19 protein-coding genes and 1 other RNA gene are annotated in these 19,528 nt (G+C 54.2%); 13 read left to right on the top strand and 7 right to left on the bottom strand.

What is annotated here, in order from left to right; all coding sequences use genetic code 11:
- Nucleotides 1-280: 280 nt before the first annotated feature.
- Nucleotides 281-472: a hypothetical protein gene (locus tag LC073_RS07375; protein WP_226645599.1), complete on the bottom strand. Its 192-nt coding sequence runs from the start codon at nt 470-472 to the stop codon at nt 281-283.
- Between the two features lie 420 nt (nt 473-892).
- On the opposite strand from LC073_RS07375, the gene LC073_RS07370 reads away from it, so the two are divergent.
- The 3 genes from LC073_RS07370 to LC073_RS07360 all read left to right on the top strand — a co-directional run bounded on the left by LC073_RS07370 (nt 893) and on the right by LC073_RS07360 (nt 2,584).
- On the top strand, nt 893-1,072 hold the full coding sequence (locus LC073_RS07370) for a DUF1328 family protein (protein ID WP_226645596.1): 180 nt from the start codon (nt 893-895) through the stop codon (nt 1,070-1,072).
- A 36-nt stretch (nt 1,073-1,108) separates the two neighbouring features.
- On the top strand, nt 1,109-1,297 hold the full coding sequence (locus LC073_RS07365; RefSeq protein ID WP_152454533.1) for a PLDc N-terminal domain-containing protein: 189 nt from the start codon (nt 1,109-1,111) through the stop codon (nt 1,295-1,297).
- 663 nt (nt 1,298-1,960) lie between these two features.
- Nucleotides 1,961-2,584, top strand: a complete 624-nt coding sequence (locus LC073_RS07360; RefSeq protein WP_226645594.1) for a Yip1 family protein — start codon at nt 1,961-1,963, stop codon at nt 2,582-2,584.
- Nucleotides 2,585-2,603: 19 nt separating this feature from the next.
- Here the strand turns inward: LC073_RS07360 and LC073_RS07355 are convergent, their stop codons facing one another.
- Together LC073_RS07355 and LC073_RS07350 are read right to left on the bottom strand one after the other, a co-directional pair.
- Nucleotides 2,604-4,511, bottom strand: a complete 1,908-nt coding sequence (locus tag LC073_RS07355; RefSeq protein WP_226645592.1) for a M48 family metallopeptidase — start codon at nt 4,509-4,511, stop codon at nt 2,604-2,606.
- A 3-nt stretch (nt 4,512-4,514) separates the two neighbouring features.
- Nucleotides 4,515-5,111 (bottom strand): LemA family protein, encoded by a 597-nt coding sequence (locus LC073_RS07350; protein ID WP_226645590.1) that lies wholly within the window; start codon nt 5,109-5,111, stop codon nt 4,515-4,517.
- A 179-nt stretch (nt 5,112-5,290) separates the two neighbouring features.
- Here LC073_RS07350 and LC073_RS07345 point away from each other — a divergent pair, with 179 nt between their 5' ends.
- On the top strand, nt 5,291-6,481 hold the full coding sequence (locus LC073_RS07345; protein ID WP_226645588.1) for a thiolase family protein: 1,191 nt from the start codon (nt 5,291-5,293) through the stop codon (nt 6,479-6,481).
- A 132-nt stretch (nt 6,482-6,613) separates the two neighbouring features.
- Here LC073_RS07345 and LC073_RS07340 read toward each other — a convergent pair whose 3' ends face one another.
- The 4 genes from LC073_RS07340 to LC073_RS07325 form a co-directional block, all read right to left on the bottom strand.
- Complete coding sequence (locus LC073_RS07340; protein ID WP_216646260.1) at nt 6,614-7,204, bottom strand: BON domain-containing protein; 591 nt, start codon at nt 7,202-7,204, stop codon at nt 6,614-6,616.
- Nucleotides 7,205-7,207: 3 nt separating this feature from the next.
- Nucleotides 7,208-7,798: an SIS domain-containing protein gene (locus LC073_RS07335; RefSeq protein ID WP_226645585.1), complete on the bottom strand. Its 591-nt coding sequence runs from the start codon at nt 7,796-7,798 to the stop codon at nt 7,208-7,210.
- 64 nt (nt 7,799-7,862) lie between these two features.
- Nucleotides 7,863-8,225, bottom strand: a complete 363-nt coding sequence (locus LC073_RS07330) for a YraN family protein (RefSeq protein WP_226645582.1) — start codon at nt 8,223-8,225, stop codon at nt 7,863-7,865.
- A complete protein-coding gene (locus tag LC073_RS07325; protein ID WP_226645579.1) occupies nt 8,212-10,125 on the bottom strand; it encodes a penicillin-binding protein activator in 1,914 nt (637 codons plus the stop codon). The genes LC073_RS07330 and LC073_RS07325 overlap by 14 nt, the downstream gene beginning before the upstream one ends.
- A 39-nt stretch (nt 10,126-10,164) precedes the next feature.
- On the opposite strand from LC073_RS07325, the gene rsmI reads away from it, so the two are divergent.
- The 9 genes from rsmI to mraY all read left to right on the top strand — a co-directional run bounded on the left by rsmI (nt 10,165) and on the right by mraY (nt 19,525).
- Nucleotides 10,165-11,007: a 16S rRNA (cytidine(1402)-2'-O)-methyltransferase gene (gene rsmI / locus LC073_RS07320; RefSeq protein WP_226645576.1), complete on the top strand. Its 843-nt coding sequence runs from the start codon at nt 10,165-10,167 to the stop codon at nt 11,005-11,007.
- A 69-nt stretch (nt 11,008-11,076) separates the two neighbouring features.
- Nucleotides 11,077-11,444, top strand: an RNA gene (gene rnpB / locus LC073_RS07315) — RNase P RNA component class A.
- A 465-nt stretch (nt 11,445-11,909) separates the two neighbouring features.
- Nucleotides 11,910-12,353: a division/cell wall cluster transcriptional repressor MraZ gene (gene mraZ / locus LC073_RS07310; RefSeq protein WP_226645573.1), complete on the top strand. Its 444-nt coding sequence runs from the start codon at nt 11,910-11,912 to the stop codon at nt 12,351-12,353.
- A gap of 12 nt (nt 12,354-12,365) precedes the next feature.
- Nucleotides 12,366-13,298: a 16S rRNA (cytosine(1402)-N(4))-methyltransferase RsmH gene (gene rsmH / locus LC073_RS07305; RefSeq protein WP_226645570.1), complete on the top strand. Its 933-nt coding sequence runs from the start codon at nt 12,366-12,368 to the stop codon at nt 13,296-13,298.
- Between the two features lie 4 nt (nt 13,299-13,302).
- Entirely contained in the window at nt 13,303-13,578 is a 276-nt protein-coding gene (gene ftsL / locus LC073_RS07300; RefSeq protein WP_226645567.1) for a cell division protein FtsL, read from the top strand.
- A gap of 202 nt (nt 13,579-13,780) precedes the next feature.
- Nucleotides 13,781-15,538, top strand: a complete 1,758-nt coding sequence (locus LC073_RS07295; RefSeq protein ID WP_226645565.1) for a peptidoglycan D,D-transpeptidase FtsI family protein — start codon at nt 13,781-13,783, stop codon at nt 15,536-15,538.
- Nucleotides 15,535-17,064: a UDP-N-acetylmuramoyl-L-alanyl-D-glutamate--2,6-diaminopimelate ligase gene (locus LC073_RS07290; RefSeq protein ID WP_226645563.1), complete on the top strand. Its 1,530-nt coding sequence runs from the start codon at nt 15,535-15,537 to the stop codon at nt 17,062-17,064. The genes LC073_RS07295 and LC073_RS07290 overlap by 4 nt, the downstream gene beginning before the upstream one ends.
- Nucleotides 17,061-18,440 carry a UDP-N-acetylmuramoyl-tripeptide--D-alanyl-D-alanine ligase gene (locus LC073_RS07285; protein ID WP_226645561.1) on the top strand — a complete coding sequence of 460 codons (1,380 nt, stop codon included), beginning with the start codon at nt 17,061-17,063 and terminating at the stop codon, nt 18,438-18,440. The genes LC073_RS07290 and LC073_RS07285 overlap by 4 nt, the downstream gene beginning before the upstream one ends.
- Nucleotides 18,440-19,525, top strand: coding sequence for a phospho-N-acetylmuramoyl-pentapeptide-transferase (mraY, locus tag LC073_RS07280; RefSeq protein WP_226645559.1), 1,086 nt, complete (start codon nt 18,440-18,442; stop codon nt 19,523-19,525). Before LC073_RS07285 ends, mraY begins: the two co-directional genes overlap by 1 nt.
- The last annotated feature ends 3 nt before the right edge of the window (nt 19,526-19,528 follow it).

Genomic DNA, 19,528 nt, shown 5'->3' with positions numbered 1-19,528 from the left:
AACCAGTTTTCACAAAAAATCGTTATCTCAAAGGGTATCTCTTATTTGGGACGAATTTGCAAATCACAACCATGGCGCTCGAAATTTCCAAAAGCTTGTTTTTGGAGGGCGCTCAAATATGTGGATTTATGCTCAGTGGTTGTTTTAAAGCGCTTGTAGAAGATTGGGTATAAACACTGTTCATAAAGTAGAGGGGTTAGTCTAAAGAGTCATTTGCCCAGAATAACTTGAGGGGGCGCCGGCAGAAAATCAGCCGGCGAGCGCCACTCTGGTTATTGGATCAGCAATCTGTATCTTTGCTTTTTACGCCTTCTTTCACATCTTCACAGGCATCCTCGATACTGTTGCCAATATCCTCTGCTGTTTGATCAACAGACTCGCCAAATTCCTCTGCGCCACCCTCATCGATGTCACATGCGGTTAGGGTAAAAGCGGTGAACATGATCGAAAAAATCAGAATTAACTTGTTCATCTTGTAAGTCCTCTTTCTCAGTAGATGTATTGCGATTAGTACGTAGAAAATTGTTCTGTGAAGCATCGATTTTCTAGGTTTCCAATAAGAGTCATTCAAAGAGTGTGCCAACTTAAAAAATGCAGTAGTGCCGCGGTGTTGCGCTCAGATCGCTGCTGGTAGCCAATTTTGCTTGAGGGTTTCTGTAAAAATTATCCAATAAGTAGGAGCAGATTTGTAATTGCTACAAAAATAGTGGGAAATTTAGCGATAACTATAAGTATTTTGCTGGCATGGAGGTTGCAACGTATCAAGTGTGGTAGGAGGGACTTATTGGTTCTTCTCGTTGAAACTCAAGAAGGCTCAGTTTTTTTCGAGCTTTGAGTGAGGCGTTACTCACACAAGTTCATTGTTTGATTTAGAAGAGGATAGAGGTCGCCAATGCTCCTTTGGGCAAACATCTTTTTAGCATTGTCAGTTGTCGCTGGGTTTTTCGGCCTTTCTGGCCTTGCCGGTGATGCTCTTGATCTAGCTAAGGTGCTTTTTGTGGTATTTGCGTTGCTATTTGTGGTTTCGTTGGTTGCACACCTTATAACGAAGCGTGAGCCTCCCATTCAATGATCAGTTAATGAGAGATTTTTAAAGAAGGAAGCAAGTATGGATATTCAAGTAGGTGGCATATTAGGTTTTTTGATTCTGGTTGCCGATATATGGGCAATTTTAAATATCGTACAATCTGGGAGTGGTACGGGGACAAAGCTGATCTGGATACTGCTTGTCCTGTTCTTGCCTGTGATTGGTTTGATTTTGTGGTTTTTCCTGGGACCTAAGAGCGCTACTGCTTAGTAGAACTTCTGAATGATCAGTCGGCACATGCTTTATGCTGTGCCGACTGATACCTTATTACTTTGTGTGGAAATTTTCTTGCTAATAAACAGAGAAAAAGTACACTTTGCTCTCGTAAGTGTATGAGTATAGATTGACCGCTTGATTTTATAAGGTATATCCGCAGTACATTATATCCTCAGTACTTATTGAGAGCAGTCAACTCTCCCCATCCGACTCAGGCGTCGGCGTGAGAATTTCTTGGTATATCTTTTTGTCAATTATCCAAAATAATTCCTTAATCTAAATTGGTTTAGGGCTAGTTTTATAAATTGCCTTATGCGAATTGCAGATACTTTCAGTGAGTATCAGTTTGCTTATCTGTTTTGGATGCAGGGTTGGTGAGTGACAATTAACGTTGAATACACATAATTCCAAATAATATTTAAGTGGTAAGTAGTGGTTAAGCTTATTCTTCTTAGTTAGAAGGATATTTGGAAGCTACTTGCCGTTAGAAAGCTCTAGTTCGCTTCTCAACTAAGTCATGAGTCAAAAAATCTCGCCCTGACCGATTTTGATATAAGTCAATCTAATGTGAAAGTGGCGCTTAATTTCTTATTCGAATTGGTTAATTTCGCGCCGACCCCCGATACTGCAAAGCAGGGTATTGAAGGGAGAATAAGCGTGCGGTTACTCAGTCACACTATTGGTATTCTGACCAACCCAGAGAAAGAGTGGAAAGCTATACGGGCGGATCGCCACTCATTTTTTCAGGTCTTCTTGACCCATGTGCCATTTCTAGCGCTGATACCTACGGTCGCCGGTTATTTCGGTGTGACTCGGGTGGGATTTGAGATAGGCGGGCATATGGCAAAACTGACCCCAGAGAGCGCGGCAGTTTTATCCATCGTTACCTATTTCGCTCTCTTGGTCGGGGTCTATTGTTTGGGCGAATTTATTAATTGGATGGCCAGATCTTATGGTGTTGAAGGGGATGAGCCCACCAGACACTATGAGGGTACCGCACTCGCTGTTTTTATCACTACGCCCATATTTCTTGCCAGTATCGTTGTGCTTTTCCCACACCCATGGTTGACCATGGCTGCGGTGGGAATTGCGGGTATGTATTCCATCTACCTCGTGTTTGCTGGTATTCCAATATTGATGAACATGAATAAAGAGCGAGCTTTTCTCTACGCCTGTGCGGTCTTAACCGTGGCTCTGGTAATGATGGTCACGGTGCTGATTGCCTCCGTTATTTTGTGGAGTGTGGGCATTGGCCCAATTTATCAGCACCATATTCATTGAGGCGGGTAATTATAGAAATTTACTGGCTAGTCACCTGAGGTACTAGGGGCGGCATGGGACAGTCCAAACTGTCTGCTACCGCTCGCAGCAATTCGATCTCTTCCGCCATGATAACGCCATTGTGGTTCAGGGTATGTACCATGGCTTTTAGCAGAGAGGGCTTCTGCAAAGGCTTTATTTGACTGGCGATCGCGATCGCTTTATCCAGGTGCTGCAGATCGATATCTTTGCGGCTAGGTAGCGGAGTTACCTCCAGCTGTAAAAACTTGAGACCCTGCTCGTAGGCGCGCTTTGCCGGTAGGTACTCGCTATTGCCCGCATGGGCAATGGCTGCAATTAGGAAACGTGCGGCATCTTTACTGGCCCCTTTCTTGTTGGAAAGACGCTGACGATCGGGAGTCTCTTCCAAAGCATGCATCAATACCCGGTATAGGGCCCACTCCCAAATTTCAATCTTTCCATCACTGCGTAACAACTTAATCAGGTTTCTCTTAAATATCTGATACTGCTGTGGGACCAGTGCTTTGAGCGCGGGCACGCAGAGATCTATTAGCGGCAGGCGCGCATTGTCGGGCAGGGCTTTTAGTTGCGGCGCCAGCTTCTGTAGTTCCCTCACTACCGCGGGGTGGGCGATTTTCTTCAGCAGCACCACCTGGGCTTGCCGCTCGCTCTCTTCCTTGTGCAACAACAGGTGGTAAACCAAAGCGCGTGCGACAAAGGGATCGTGAGCGGCTTGCTGGATAGCGGGGGGGATGGATTCCAGTAGCTGGCGACCGTATTGCACTTGTTGCTCACTGGGGCTGGCAATGCTGTTGTCCACCGCTTCCAGGGCGACTTGAAAGGGTGTGGATTCGACGACACCTGCCAATGCTACTGATGCAGGGTTTGCTTTTCTAAGTTGAGACTGCGCACTGGAGCTGCTGTCGCTGGGGTAGTGGCCATTCCAGTTGGGCTCTAGCCGTGCTATGCGTTCGGCCAGGGGAGGATGGCTGGCGAATAAGTTGAAAAATGAGCGCTTTAGGCCGCTGGCAAAAAACATATGGCTGAATTCTGCCGCTCTGCCACTGCTAAGGTTTGAGCCGGCACTGTAGCCGCCAATTTTCTTGAGGGCGTTGGCAATGCCTGCATTGTTGCGGGTGAATTGGACCGCAGAGGCATCTGCAAGATATTCCCTTTGGCGGCTCACAGCGGATTTGATCAGGTTGCCGAGTAATGTCCCTGCGTAACCCACGACCATCAGAGCTAGGCCCAAAACAAAGAGGGGGATACGGCCGCGGTTTTCACTACTGCTAGGGTAGATGCCGCGCACCAGCCAGTGCCCCAATAGGCCAATAATTAGGATGCCATTTAACAGGCCGACGATGCGGATGTTCAGGCGGGTGTCGCCATTGAGAATATGGCTGAACTCGTGGGCGACCACGCCTTGTAGTTCGTCTCGGTTGAGCTTTTCAATACAGCCCCGGGTGAGGCCGATCACCGCATCACTGGATTTGTAGCCGGCGGCGAAAGCATTGATCGCTGGATCTTCAATCAGATAAACATCCGGCACCGGGGTACCGGAGGCGATAGCCATTTCCTCCACCACATTCAGGGCGCGCTGTTCGGCAGGGCCCTGCGGAGCGATATTGAGTTTGCGCCCACCCAGTGACTCCGCTACCGCTTTACCGCCGGCGGCCAGCTGGTGCAGCTTATACAGGCTGCCGAGGACCACGATAGCCACAATGGTTAGGGCTATGTAGCCCACGGTCTGCCAACCGAGTAGCTGTTCGATCTCCAGTGGGGAAAAAAACTGGCCGCGGGAATATGAAACCGCAGCGGCAGCCACCAAGGTGGTCAATCCAACCAGCAGAATTAACGCCAACGCGAAGAGTCCGACCAACAAGCCGCTGTTGCGCCTGGCCTTATCCTGGTACTCGAAGAAGTTCATCGTTTAAAACTCGATTCGTGGTGCCGCCTGAATGGCTTCGCTGTCGGCAAACTCTAGTAAGTGGCCGTCGGTGCGGTGGCCAAAGAGAGCTGCCAGCAGAACGGGGGGAAAGCTCTGTTTGTAGATGTTGTAATTGGTGACTGCGTCGTTAAAAGCCTGGCGGGCAAAGGCAACCTTATTCTCGGTGCTGCTCAGCTCCTCGTTGAGTTGCATCATATTCTGGTTGGCCTTGAGGTCAGGATAAGCCTCCATGACTGCATTGAAACGTCCCAGAGCGCTGTTCAGGGCACTTTCAGCACGGCCGAGGTTATCGATGGCGCTGGTATTGGAAGGGCTGGCCGCGGCGGCTTTCAGGTTGTTGATGGCGGTGTTGCGGGCACTGACCACCGCTTCCAGGGTGTCCCTTTCATGTTTTAAGTAGCCCCTAGCGGTTTCTACCAGGTTGGGGATCAGATCGTGGCGGCGCTTTAGCTGCACCTCAATCTGCGCGAAGGCATTTTCGTTGCGATTTTTTAGGGATACCAGCCGGTTGTAGATGCCGATTGCGTAGAACAATAGTGCGGCCAACACAACCAGAACGACGATACTTGAAATCTCCATAATTCCCTCGCCACTTTTTCTTGTGATTGGCGTCGATAGTAACATGCTCTCTGTGGCGATCGAGACGTATTGCCGTGGGGTTCTGGCGAAGCGGGGTATGGCTTCGGCTATAATGCCGCGACATTAAAAACAATTGCCGCCACGACAGGGATGGCGGCGCTGAACTGGGAGCAGACAGAATGAGCGATGTAACCTCAGATCCGGTAGTGATCGTTGGAATGGCGCGTACCCCAATGGGTGCCATGCAGGGGAGCCTGTCGGCGTTGAGCGCGCCGCAGCTGGGCGCCGCGGCCATTCGCGCGGCCCTGGAAGACGCCGGTGTATCTCCTGCCGATGTCGATGAAGTGCTGATGGGCTGTGTGCTTCCGGCCGGTGTTGGGCAGGCGCCAGCACGCCAGGCCTCCCTGGCGGCGGGTATTCCTGAGGGCACGCCCACCACCACGGTCAACAAGGTCTGCGGTTCCGGTATGAAGACCGTGATGATGGCTCGCGATGCACTGCTTCTGGGTGAGGGGAAAATCATCGTTGCCGGCGGTATGGAGAGCATGAGTAATGCCCCCTACCTGCTGCCCAAGGCTCGCTCCGGCATGCGCCTGGGTCACGGTGAGGTCAAAGACTCCATGTTCCTCGATGGCCTGGAAAATGCGGCAGATGGCAAGTTGATGGGGACCTTTGCCGAGAGCACGGCCGAAAAATACGGTTTTACCCGTGAAGAGCAGGATGCTTTCGCACTGGAATCCCTCGCTCGGGCCCAGGCAGCCATCGAGAGTGGCAGCTTCACTCGCGAGATCGCCCCGGTGACCATCGCTTCCCGTAAGGGCGAGGCACAGGTCGATACGGATGAAGCCCCCGGCAACGCCCGCCCAGATAAGATTCCCCAGCTGAAGCCGGCCTTCCGCAAGGATGGCACTGTCACCGCAGCCAACTCCAGCTCTATCTCCGACGGCGCCGCCGCTCTAGTGCTGATGCGCAAGAGCGAAGCGGAGAAACGCGGTCTCAAGGTATTGGCGGTGATCAAGGCTCAGGCTCAGTTTGCCCGCGAGCCCGAGTGGTTCACCATCGCTCCGGTGGGCGCCATGCACAAGCTGATGGAAAACTCCGGTTGGTCTGTCAGCGATGTGGACCTGTTTGAAATCAATGAGGCCTTCGCCGTAGTGACCTTGGCGGCCATGCGCGAGCTGGATCTGCCCTGGGAGAAGGTCAATGTGAATGGTGGCGCCTGCGCACTGGGGCATCCCCTGGGGGCCAGTGGAGCCCGCATCCTGACCACCCTGCTGGCGGCAATGGAAAAGCGCGATGTGAAAAAAGGGGTGGCGAGCCTTTGCATCGGTGGCGGTGAGGCTACAGCGGTAGCGATTGAGCGGGTATAAGTTCCGCGCGATAGTTAGAAATAAAAAACGGAGGCTTTTGCCTCCGTTTTTTTATGGTGCTTGTTTTGTCGTGTTTGGTACCACAGGGTTTTTATTCAGGCCTAGCTGCAGTACCACGCAGTGAATATGCCGTTAGTTGATATATTCCACCGCTTTCACCACTTTCTGAACCCCGCCAATAGAGCGGGTGAGATCAGCGGCGCGCTCGGCTTCGGCCGGTGTGAGCAGGCCCATCAGGTAAACGACACCGTTTTCCGTCACTACCTTGATACGCGCACCATCAATTTCTTTGTGGGCGAGCAAGTTGGTTTTTACTTTAGTGGTCAACCAGGCATCGCTGGTAGTGGCGAGAAAGGTAACTTTGCCGCGAACCTGGGTTTCATTGTAAACCTGGCGAACATTTTGTACCTGGCTCGCAGTGCGCCCGGCGAGCAGGCGCAGTTCCTGATCGGGTACCTGTCCTGTGAGTAGCACCACCCCATTGAAGGAGGTCACATCGATATTCGAGGTCTTCAGGTCCGGGTGCGCTTTATTGATATTGACCGTTACTATGGTTTCGATTCTCTCGTCATCGATATAGGTACCCAGTGAGCGCTTGCCGGGGTCCTGTTCGATAGGGCCATCGTGGGTGGCCTCCATAACAGTGCTGCAGCCACCGAGCAGTGCGGTTGCGGCAAGGGCAGAGAGAAGGCGTTTTCCCAAGGAAAGCTGGTTATTTTTCATGGTTCAGTCCTCGTAGCCACCAAAAAGGCTGCTGTCGATTAGATCACACAGGCAGAAAATAGTCAGAAGGTGTACCTGGTGTACCTCAGCTGCGACATCAGAGGGCACGCGCAGTTCAATATCGTGTGTGTCGAGCAGGGCTGCGCAATCGCCGCCGTCGCCGCCGGTCAGCGCCAGTATGCCCATATCGCGGTCCCGCGCAGCGCGCATGGCTTGCACAAGATTGGAGTCACGACCATCGCTGCTGATAATCACCAAAAGGTCACCGGGTTGCCCCAGGGCGCGCACCGGGTGGGCAAAGGTATCGGCACTGCCGTGATTTTGCGCAACGGTACCCATGGAGACACCGTCACTGTTGAGTGCCATGGCTGGCAGGCCCGGGCGCTCGCGCTGGAATCCCCCGGTTAGCTGCGAGCAGAAACTCTGTGCCAGGGCGCCGCTGACCCCATTGCCGCAGAGCAGCACCTTGCTCTCTGCCAGCAGTGTGTGCACCACCATCTCACTGGCTTCCGCAATCAGGGGCGCCAGTATCTCGCCGGCGTTCATGGTGGCTTCCAGGCTGTGGTGAAAAAGGGTTACGACTCGCTGTTCCATTGTGTCCTTAATACTGGCGAATTGGGTTTCGCCATAACTTGGCAAGGTAAATCTCGGTTTTGCCTCAAGCTTCGAAGGCGTTTTTAATCCACTGAATGTTTTGCGCATCGCCCTCTATGGCAAGGACATCGAAGCGGCAGGGACAGTCCAGTTTGTGTTGTTGCAAATAGCCGTGGGCGGTGGCGAGCAGCTTCTGTTGCTTGCGGATATCCACACTGGCTCCGGCTCCGCCGAAACGATTGTTGCGGCGGAAACGCACCTCCACAAACACTACAGTATCGCTTTCACGGGCGATAAGGTCTATCTCTCCGTGACGACCGCGGTAATTTCGCTCGATCAAGGAAAGCCCGGCACGCTGTAAATAACGAGCCGCGGCGTCTTCCATGCGGGCACCGATACTTCCTGAAGAGCCTTTAAAAAGTTTCACTATTTTCCAGCTGCAGGCTGGATTGCCGGGTTGGTTGCAGGGGTTCCATGGTGGTTACTAGCACCGGTACGCCTTTTTCGATTTGCGCCCACATCTGCTCACGCACTATGCGGCCATCCGCGCTCAGGCTCAGAGCGCCAGTGAGGCCGTGCATTTTTTGCTCAGGGAACTGGCGCAACATGGGTAGGCGCGGGTAGAGGCGGAAAGCATCGGCACCCAGGGCGTAAAGGCGGGCGAAAGCCGGTGTTGGAGCCGCCTGCTCCTCAATATCCCGCTTGGTTTCATTGTCTTCAAATAGCCAGGGCAGTGCGGTAAAGCGCACACCGTTGAGATCGCGATCGCGATTTGGATTGGCTTGGCCGGCAAATACATGGGACGTGGCGTAAACCGGGAGATCGCCGGCATAGTAGTAAGTCAACATAGGGTTGAGCTGCCGGGCCTGTTGCGGCAGGGCGGTAACAAAGACCATATCGACATCACCGCGCCTGCGCGGGGTGAACTCCAACGGAGCGGACAGGCGCCCCTGCAATGTCTTCTTGCGCGCGTTACTGTCGGGGATCAGCAGGGCATCACTGACTAGATTGGAAAATTTGCTGTTGTTAGTGAAGGTTTTATTAATGCTCACAGAGCCGCCGAGCTGCTGCCATTCCTCCACAAAAGTTTCGGCACCGCGCTGCCCCCAGCTGCTATCGGCACTCAAGACCATCGCCTGGCGGTGTCCCTGGCGGTAGGCGTGACGGGCTATCTGGCGAGCTTCGTCTTCAACTGCTAGGCCGAACTGGACCAGATCGCTGGTGAGTCGGCCCTGATCGCCGTAGTTTAGGGCCAAAGTGGGGACGGGCAGTTTTTCGGTGGCCAGCAAGTTGGCGACCTTGCTTTTATCGAGCGGTCCGATGATGAATTGGGCTCCTGCATCCACCGCACTTTGATAAACCTCTTCGAAAGGTTGCTCGGTACCAGTGTCGTACACCATGACACGGGGTGTTGCCGCACCGGCCTTCAGGGCGGTGTAGTGGGCGGCCATAAAACCGTCGCGAATTGCGCGACCGGCGCTTCCGAGTGAGCCACTGACGGGTAGTAGTAGGGCGATGCTGTCTGCGCGCTGGGCCGCCAGGCGCTCCAGTAGTTGCAATGCCTGGGGTGGGTGAGTGTTGGCGCTGTGTGCCGGCCAGCGCTCGCGCCAGCGGCGAAGGGCAGTAAGTTGAGTGCTGATGTCGGCCTGGGTGTCACGACCTAGCAGAGCGAGCTGGTACCAGCCGCGCATTTGGGTGTCGCTGCTGTTATTGGCGCGTTGTTGCAGTTCACTGGAGGGCAGTTGGGTGAGAAGCTGCCAAAAGCCGTTATTGTTCTCGGTGATACTCTCATCAGATTTGGCCAGGTAGGAAATCTCGCGACGCTCAGAAATGGCGCTATCTAAATCTCCCAAAAGTCCCCACAGATCGGCGCGCAAGTCGCGCAGTGGTAGGGCGGTGTCCTGGGACAGTTGTGGCCAGACGCCATCGAGACGCGCCGAGGTTGCCAGATCTAAAGCTTCGAAGAAATCGTCGCTATCGACCAGCAGGTGGCCATATACCTGGGCGTAGCTGGCAAAGAGGGTGTTATCGAGCTGCTGGGGATTTATTTTGGTTACCGCTTCTTTGGCCGTCTCTTTGTCGCCCAGCTCGTATAGAATAGCCGCCGCCTGCAGGCGCTGTTGATCCCTGGCGGGTGTCGGCAGAGTATCTGCACGGCGCAGAAGGCGCACGGCATCGCTGTGGCTGACCTGTTGGCTCGCCGGATAGGTAGGCTGGTAGCCCCCAGGGCGTGAGGCCGGAGTCTGGCAGGCGGCCAGGGCCAATGTCAGAGCGGCGGCAGCCACGCTGGTGATCACAGTAGAGGTGCGCCGGGAAGAGGCGGACATATTCTTCTCCCGCAATATTTATATTTGGAGTGAACAGCTATGGGGCCGGATCAGGCGCTGCTTTACATTGTTGCTACGCCCATCGGTAATTTGGCCGATATGGTACCGCGAGCGATTGAAGTTCTACAATGTGCCGATCTGGTTGCGGCAGAGGACACACGTCACAGTCAGAGACTCTTTTCCCATTTCAATATCGAAACGCCCCTGATGGCGTATCACGATCATTCCGATGACAAGCGCACCGGCCAGATATTGGAGCGCCTCGAACAGGGGCAGACGGTGGCGTTGATCTCCGATGCGGGCACACCGCTGATTTCCGACCCTGGTTACCGTCTGGTGCGCGAAGCGCGCGAGCGGGGCATTCGTGTAGTGCCGATTCCCGGTGCCTGTGCTTTTGTCGCGGCATTGAGTGCCGCTGGCTTGCCCAGTGACAGGTTCAGTTTTGAGGGTTTTCTGCCTGCCAAAGCCGGCCCGCGCGAGCGCGCACTACAGGAGTTGGCGGATGATAGTCGCACCCTGGTTTTCTATGAGGCACCCCACCGGGTCGCCGATACACTGCAGGCTATGGCGGAGATCTTTGGTGCTGAGCGCGAGGCAGTCATTGCCCGAGAGGTGAGCAAGGCCTTCGAAACTTTTCAGCTGATGCCTCTGGGAGAACTGGTGGACTGGGTGCGCTCTGACAGCAATCAGCAGCGCGGAGAAATTGTTTTACTGGTACGCGGGGCCGAGCGTCGTCGCGACACTGAGCTGGATGGGGAGACGCAGCGGGTGATGACACTGTTGCTGGCCGAGTTGCCGCCAAAAAAGGCCGCGGCTATTGCAGCGGAGATCACCGGTGTGAACAAAAAGGCCCTATATAACTGGAGTCTGCAGCAAAAATAAGGCGCGGTCTTTTACTGCTGAGGGAAAATGCCTGTTGCATTCCGGCTGTCGCCTCATTACTCTTCGCCGCGAGCTGGCCGGGCAATCGCTGTCGCCTTGTGCGATGGAGGAAAGTCCGGGCTCCATAGGGTGGAACGCCAGGTAACGCCTGGGGGGCGCGAGCCTACGGAAAGTACAGCAGAGAGTAGACCGCCGATGGCTTCCCTCGATTTCGGTCTGGGGAAGTACAGGTAAGGGTGAAAGGGTGCGGTAAGAGCGCACCGCGCGGCTGGTAACAGTCCGCGGCACGGTAAACCCCGTTCGGAGCAAGACCAAATAGGCCCTCTATAGGTGTGACCCGCACTGAGGGCGGGTAGGTCGCTTGAGGTGTCTGGTGACAGGCATCCCAGATGAATGGTTGTCCTCGACAGAACCCGGCTTACAGGCCAGCTCACACAATTCTAAAGCCCGGCATCCGCCGGGCTTTTTATTTTGCTCTCTCTAGCTCCATGTAACTCCCTTGGCGGCAAATAGAACGGATTCGCCTCAACTTTTGACCTTGGCGCGCTTACTGGTGTGATGGCGGCTAGTTTAATATGGTCGATTATTTTGTGAGTGAGTGCTCGCACTATTTTGTTGCTTTGTGACAGTGATTTTTGTGCCATTACTCCCATCTGGCCTGCAGACCCCGAAATTACTAGGGTTTGTGCGGACTTTGCGGTCGATTTCCTTGACTTTGTGTCGACCAGTTTTATAGTGTCGAGAGTGGGGAAAAGTGGAAATTCGTGGAACTTTGTGGTTTATTCGTCGCCTGTAAGTGGGTATTTACACAGCGCGGCGTAAGTTTGAATTTTTCCCGCTATTGGCCCGTTGGAAAGGGGCCTAACGCGACAAGCGCACAGCAGAGCGAGTGAATTCACAAAGTGTATTTGGGCAGCCATGCAATCAATATGGACGTCAAGGGGCGTCTGGCGATACCGGCGAGGGTCCGCGACCGCTTGCTGGAGGAGTGCGCCGGTTGCCTGGTGGTCACAGCCCACACTGAAGAGCGCTGTCTGCTGGTTTACCCTGCGCCACAGTGGCAGCAAATTTTGCCAAAAGTGGAGGCCTTGCCCAGCTTCAACAAGGTGGCACGGCGGGCCCAGCGGCTTTTGATCGGATATGCCTGTGAACTGCAGGTGGATGGCAATGGCCGCGTATTGATTCCCCCCACCCTGCGCGAATATGCGGGGCTGGAGAAAAAACTGATGCTCGTGGGGCAGGGCAAGAAATTAGAACTTTGGAGCGAGGAACGCTGGATGTCCTGGCTCGATGACAGTGAAGATGAGGAGGGAATGCCCGAGGAAATGGCTTCCCTTTCTTTATAAGGAGTACGCCGGGTGTCTCAAGAATTGCATCGCAGTGTGTTGTTGCGCGAAGCCGTGGACGCTTTGGTGACTGACCCGGAAGGTTTCTATGTGGATGGAACCTTTGGCCGCGGCGGACACAGTGCCGCGATCCTCGAACAGTTGGGCCCCAAAGGGCAGTTGTTGGCTGTGGATAAAGATCCCCAGGCGATTGACTATGCGCAGCAGCGCTTTGCCGATGAGCCGCGGTTTTCTATTTGGCACGGCTCTTTTGCCGATATGGATCTCGCCGTTGGCGAGAGGGCGGGAAGTGTTAACGGAATCCTGCTGGACTTGGGGGTTTCATCGCCCCAGTTGGATCAGGCTGAGCGCGGCTTTAGCTTTATGCAGGACGGGCCACTGGATATGCGCATGGACACCAGCCGGGGTATCAGTGCCGCACAGTGGGTGAATAGCGAAGCTGAGGACGAGATGGCTCGGGTATTCAAAGAGTATGGTGAAGAGCGCTTCGCGCGGCGAATGGCCGCTGCCATCGTTCGCCGCCGTGCCGACAAACCCTTCGAGCGCACCCTGGATTTTGCTGAGGTGGTCAAGGCGGCCAACCCGGCTTGGGAAAAGGGTAAGCACCCGGCGACCCGGGTTTTCCAGGCTATCCGTATCCATGTAAATGGCGAGCTGGATGACTTGCAGAGTGCACTGGAAAAATCTCTACAGTTGCTGGCGCCGGGAGGCCGGCTGGTGATTATCAGCTTTCACTCTCTGGAAGACCGAATGGTCAAGCGCTTTATCCGCGAAAAAGAACGCGGGCCAAAATTGCCTCGCGGACTTCCGGTGATGGATAGCCAGATCGCTAAACCCTTGCGTTCACTGGGTAAAGCGATCAAAGCCAACACTGTTGAAGTAGATGAAAACCTACGTTCGCGCAGTGCGGTAATGCGGGTTGCCGAAAAATTGGGTGAGAGTTGATCCGGTGCCCATTAGGTCCCTTCTTGGCATTGCTGTGCTCTGGGTGGGGGCAATCATCTCGGCTCTGGCGGTGGTGTATTCAACCCAGCGCAGCCGGGAGTTGACTGCCGAGCTGGGCCGGGCACAGAAGACGCGTGATGAATTGCGCTATGAGCAGGAGCGCCTGTTACTGGAACGGGGGGCCTGGTCCGCTTATAGCCGTGTGGAAAAAGTGGCTCGGGAAGAATTAAAAATGCACATGCCCAGTCCCTCGGAGCAGGTACTGGTCCCTGCGGAGTAGGGCCAGGACGAAGATGCACCATTGGCTCTTTTGTGCGTTTTGTTTGTATTTTTTGTGCGAAAGCCGTGTGCGCCATAAGCAATAGGGCGCTACGAAATAATCATAAGAAATTGTATACAGGTGCGCTATTGGGGGTGGTGGTCAAACAACCTCGCTAAGAGGTTTGCCCTCAGGATGACAATATAACGCCAATTGGAAAATTATGGGCGCAGTTAAGAAAAAGCAAGTTCAACCGGGAATCGCTCGCTGGCGCTTTGTGCTGGTGGCGGCTCTGTTGTGCCTGCTCGCCCTGGTGTTGGTGTCGCATTTAGCCCGCCTACAGGTCGTGCCCGCTGCGGAACGGGGTTACCGATTCCTACAGGACCAGGGTCGTGCGCGCACCATTCGCACTGAAGAGATTGCTGCATACCGAGGTTCGATTGTTGATCGAAACGGTGAGTTGTTAGCGGTTAGCACCCCGGTGCACAGTCTTTGGGCCAATCCCAAATTGCTGCGTGAGAGCAGCTCTGAAGAGATAAGCCAACTCGCAAAGACGCTGGAGATAAAAGCGGGTAAGTTGGCTGCACGCCTGGAAAAGTATCGCAATAAGGAATTTATGTACCTGCGCCGCCACCTGACCCCAGAGCAGGCGGAACGGGTCCTGTCCCTCGATTTGGCTGGTGTCTACAGCAAAAAAGAATATCGCCGTTTTTACCCCGCCGGAGAAGTGGTTGCGCAGTTGCTGGGCTTTACCAATATCGATGACCGCGGCCAGGAGGGCATTGAACTTGCCTACGACAGCTGGTTGTCTGGTGTGCCCGGAGCTCAGCAGGTGGTCAAGGACTTGAAAGGCCGCACCGTGCAGGAACTGGCTATCCAGCGCGAGGCTCAGCCCGGCCAGGAGTTGCGCCTGTCGATTGATATGCGCCTGCAATATCTCGCCTACCGTGAGTTAAAGCGCGCGGTAGCAGAAAACGGCGCGGCCTCCGGTTTTATGGTCATTCTGGATACCCACAGTGGGGATGTCCTCGCCATGGCCAATCAACCTTCTTTTAACCCCAATAACCGCAAAGGGGTCAAAGCTGCGGCTATGCGCAACCGCGCTTTGATAGACCAGTTCGAGCCGGGTTCCACGGTAAAGCCCCTAACAGTATTGGCGGCTTTGGAGAGTGGTCGCTACAAGCCGAGTACCCAGATAGATACCAGCCCGGGTTACATCCGTGTGCCCGGCAAAACCCTGGTCGATCCAGTCAACTACGGAAAATTGGATCTAACCACCATCATTACCAAGTCCAGCCAGGTGGGTATTACAAAAATTGCCCTGGATTTGGAACCAAATACGCTGCGGGAACTCTTTTACCGCCTGGGCCTTGGGGAGGCAGTTGGTAGTGGTTTTCCTGGAGAGACACCGGGGATCCTGCCCAGCCGCAGTCGCTGGCACCCAATCGAGCGGGCCAATTTTGCCTTCGGCTACGGTTTAACTGTAAATGGGGTGCAGCTGGCCCAGGCCTACAGTGTGTTGGCCAATGGGGGACTCAAGCGCCCGGTTTCCTTGATTTTATCGGGCGATAAGCCCGACACGGATGCACAGCGGGTAGTCGAAGGTCCTCTCGCCAAAGATGTAACCGCGATGCTGGAGACAGTGATTAGCCGCGGTACTGGCCGCCGGGCAGCTGTTGAGGGCTATCGTGTGGCCGGCAAGACTGGCACCGTGCACAAGGTTGGCAGCGAGGGTTATGCCGATAATCGCTACCGCTCGGTATTTGCGGGCTTTATTCCCGCAGACAAGCCACGCCTCGCTGCGGTGGTAGTAATAGACGATCCCAGTCACGCCAAATACTACGGCGGTGAAGTGGCAGCGCCGGTATTTGGTGCTGTGATGTCTGGGGCTATGCGCCTGTTGCAGGTGCCGCCAGAGCTTAAGGAGCCGGCGGAACGGCAACTGGCCGCGCAGTTAAGCGAAAGGGGTTCAAAATCGTGACTCAGCGCGAACATTCTTTTATTTCCCTACAGGAATTGGTGCCCGGATATGCGGGTATTCCCGATGTGCCTGTAAGTGGTGTGGCTCTGGATAGCCGTAAGGTGAAAGCTGGCGATGCGTTTATGGCATTGCGTGGCTCTGTTGTGGATGGGCGGGAATATATTGATGCCGCAATAGAAGCGGGCGCCGCTGTAGTGTTGGCAGATGGGGACAAGCTGGAGTGCAAAACCCACAGGGATATCCTGGTGGTGACTGTGCCTGGTCTCGCCAAGCGCGTGGGGGAAATCGCCGCACGCTTTCACGGCAATCCCAGCGGAAAAATGCACTTGGTGGGCGTTACCGGCACCAATGGTAAAACCACTTGTGCCTATCTCACTTCTCAGTTATTGGCACGGCATTTCGGCAGTGCCGCCCTGATCGGCACTATTGGTAATGGCATCTGGAACCAGGGTGCGATCGAGCTTCAAGAGACAGGCCTTACCACTCCCGATCCCGTCCGTTTACAGGAAGACTTTGCCGATTTTTACCAGCGTGGAGTGGGTGCTGCGGCGATGGAAGTTTCTTCCCATGCCCTGTCACAAGGACGGGTGCACGGTCTTATTTTTGATACCGCGATTTTTACCAATCTATCCCGTGATCATCTGGATTATCACGGCAACATGGCGGCCTACGGGGCTGCCAAAGAAAAATTATTTGGCCTGCCAAAATTAAAGCGCGGCATTATTAATCTGGACGATCCATTCGGAGCGCAACTGGCGGAGCGCTGCAGGCTACGCGGGCTGCGTGTATTGACCTACGGCCTGCAGGCGGGCGACCTGCATGCGACAGATTTGCGCCGTCACGAAAAAGGCTTTTCTGTTCAGCTCAGCTCCCCGTGGGGCAGCGGTGAGCTCAATGCATCGCTGATTGGCGATTTCAATATTTACAACGCTCTTGCGGTAGTCGCTGCCGCTGCTTCGGCGGGCATGCCGTTTGAGGAAATTCTTGCTGCTTTCCCCTCCATCCAAGCAGTGCCCGGTCGCATGGAGCGGGTGCAGGTTGAGAATGCGGATGAGGTGGGTGTACTAGTCGATTATGCCCACACTCCCGATGCCCTGCGCGCGGCGCTCGCCGCTGCACGCCCTTATTGCCGTGGCAAATTGTGGTGTGTGTTTGGCTGTGGTGGCGATCGCGATACCGGCAAGCGCGCCTCAATGGGACGTATCGCTTCGGAAATGGCCGACCGCGCCATTGTCACCAGCGATAATCCGCGCAGTGAAGAGCCGCAAAAAATCATCGATGACATCCTTGAAGGCGCTGCCAGTAATGTCGAAGTGGAAATCGATAGAGCCAAAGCAATTGGCCAGGCTGTAGCGGCCGCACAACCCGGAGACATAGTGCTGATTGCCGGAAAGGGCCATGAGGATTACCAGATCATTGGCAGTGAAAAAATTCATTTTTGCGACCGCGAGCAGGCAGCTGCCGCGCTGTACCGGCGTATGGGTAAGCCCCTTAAGGCTGAAGGAATAAAGGGGGAAGCCCAGTGATCGGGGCACTGAGTCTAAAACAATTACAAGAACGCTTCGGTGGCGAGTTGGTCAATGGCTCGGTGGAGTTTTCCGAGGTGTGTACAGACACACGCAAATTAAACGCCCATGCGCTGTTTGTTGCATTGGTGGGTGACAATTTCGATGCCCATGATTTTGTCGGCGAATTGGATGGCCAAGCACTTGGCTTAGTTGTTGATCGGGAGGTGCCAGGTTGCAGCCTGCCTCAGTGGCGGGTTGATGATACCACCGTGGCACTCGGGCAAATTGGTCTCCTGTGCCGTGAGCGGTTCAGTGGGCCTGTGATTGCGATTACTGGTTCCTGCGGCAAAACCACGGTCAAGGAAATGCTGTCGGCGATATTTTGCCAGCGTCATACTCCCTGTGTAACTAAGGGCAACCTGAATAACCAGTATGGCCTGCCGATAACACTTTTTGGCCTCGATAAAGCGCACGATGTACTGATTCTGGAAATGGGTGCTAATGGGCCGGACGATATTGCTTATCTATGCAGTATCGGTAAACCACAAATTAGTGCCGTCAACAATGTCATGCCTGCACACGTCGAGGGATTTGGCTCTATTGATGCGATTGCCAAGGCCAAAGGACAAATCTATATCAGCTTGGATATTGGCGGTACAGCAATTATCAATGCCGATGACAATTACGCAGACTATTGGCGCGGACGTATGCCCGAAGGTGTGCGCACTCTAGAAGTAGGCCTTGCCAGCCAGTGTGCGATCTATGCGGAAAATATTGCGCTGGACGAGAGTGGTTGTGCTGGATTTGATTTGGTGATCGAAGGGCTTGCTCATCCACTGCAACTTCAACTTTTGGGTGAGCACAATGTGCACAATGCCCTGGTTGCAGCAGCCTGTGCTTTTGCCGCGGGAATATCGGCAACAGAAATTGTTCAGGGACTTTCCAGCCTGCGAGTTGTCGATGGTCGCTTGCAGGAGGAACGCGGCATTGGTGGAGCCACAATTATCGACGATAGCTACAACGCGAACCCGGGTTCTGTGGGGGCGGCTATTGAGCTATTGGCACAGCGATCGGGTAAGCGAATCCTGGTATTGGGGGATATGGCCGAGCTGGGCCCAGATGCCGAGGATATGCACCGAGGTGTTGGGGATCTGGCGCGGGAGCGAGGTATCGATGCGCTATTTACCCTGGGGCCATTGGGCACTGCTGCCAGTTTGGCATTTAGCCAGGGGCATAATGCGCCTCTGCAAAATTATCGGGAGCGGGAGCCGTTGATTGCGGCCCTGGCCCATGAATTAGATAACAACACCACTGTTTTGGTGAAGGGTTCTCGTAGTGCCCGTATGGAATTGGTCGCTCAGGCCCTGCTTGGCAACAGCAGAGGGGAGTCGTAATGCTGCTTTGGCTGGCGGAATTATTACAACAACATGTGAGCACCTTCTCGGTGTTCAACTATTTAACCGTTCGCGCAATTCTTGCGGCCCTAACTGCACTGGGAATCTCCCTGCTCGTTGGGCCGCGTATGATCAACTGGTTGAACCGTTTGCAGGTAGGACAGGCGATTCGCGACGACGGCCCGGAAACCCATCTAAGTAAATCCGGAACGCCCACAATGGGCGGCACCCTGATTCTCGCTTCGATTTTTGCCTCGGCGCTACTGTGGTCGGATCTTGGTAATCGCTACGTGTGGGTCACTTTACTGGTGACTTTTGTCTTCGGCGCGGTAGGTTTTGTTGATGACTATAAAAAAGTTGTTCACAAAAATCCCCGCGGTCTCATTGCGCGTTGGAAATATTTTTGGCAGTCCATTGCCGGTTTGGGAGCGGCCATTTATTTATTTATGAGCGCGACCAGCCCGGCGGAAACCCAGTTCTTCGTGCCTTTCTTTAAGGATGTCGCTATTAACCTGGGACCGGTCACTTTTATTCTGCTGACCTATTTCGTGGTGGTGGGCTCCAGTAATGCGGTAAACCTGACCGATGGCCTTGATGGTCTGGCAATTATGCCCACGGTGATGGTAGGTGGAGCGCTGGGCATTATCGCTTATTTGTCCGGGCACGCCGAATTTGCGGATTATCTGCATATTCCTGCAATCGCTGGTGCGGGGGAGCTCGCTGTATTTTGTGCCGCTTTGTGTGGCGCCGGCCTTGGTTTCCTATGGTTTAACACCTATCCAGCCCAGGTATTTATGGGGGATGTGGGTGCTCTGGCTCTGGGGGCGGCACTGGGCATTATCGCGGTGATCACCCGTCACGAAATTGTGCTGTTTATTATGGGCGGCGTATTCGTGATGGAGACTGTCTCGGTAATCTTGCAGGTGGCGTCCTTCAAGCTAACCGGCAAGCGTATTTTCCGCATGGCCCCCTTGCACCACCATTTTGAATTAAAAGGTTGGCCCGAGCCGCGCGTAATTGTGCGCTTTTGGATTATTACTGTAATTCTGGTTTTGGCTGGACTGGCAACACTGAAACTCCGATAAAAA

This window comes from Microbulbifer variabilis (assembly GCF_020524905.1).
In the GTDB taxonomy this organism is placed as follows: domain Bacteria; phylum Pseudomonadota; class Gammaproteobacteria; order Pseudomonadales; family Cellvibrionaceae; genus Microbulbifer; species Microbulbifer variabilis_A.
Note: the sequence above shows the minus strand (reverse complement) of the source record. Positions and strands in the feature narration are given on the sequence as shown.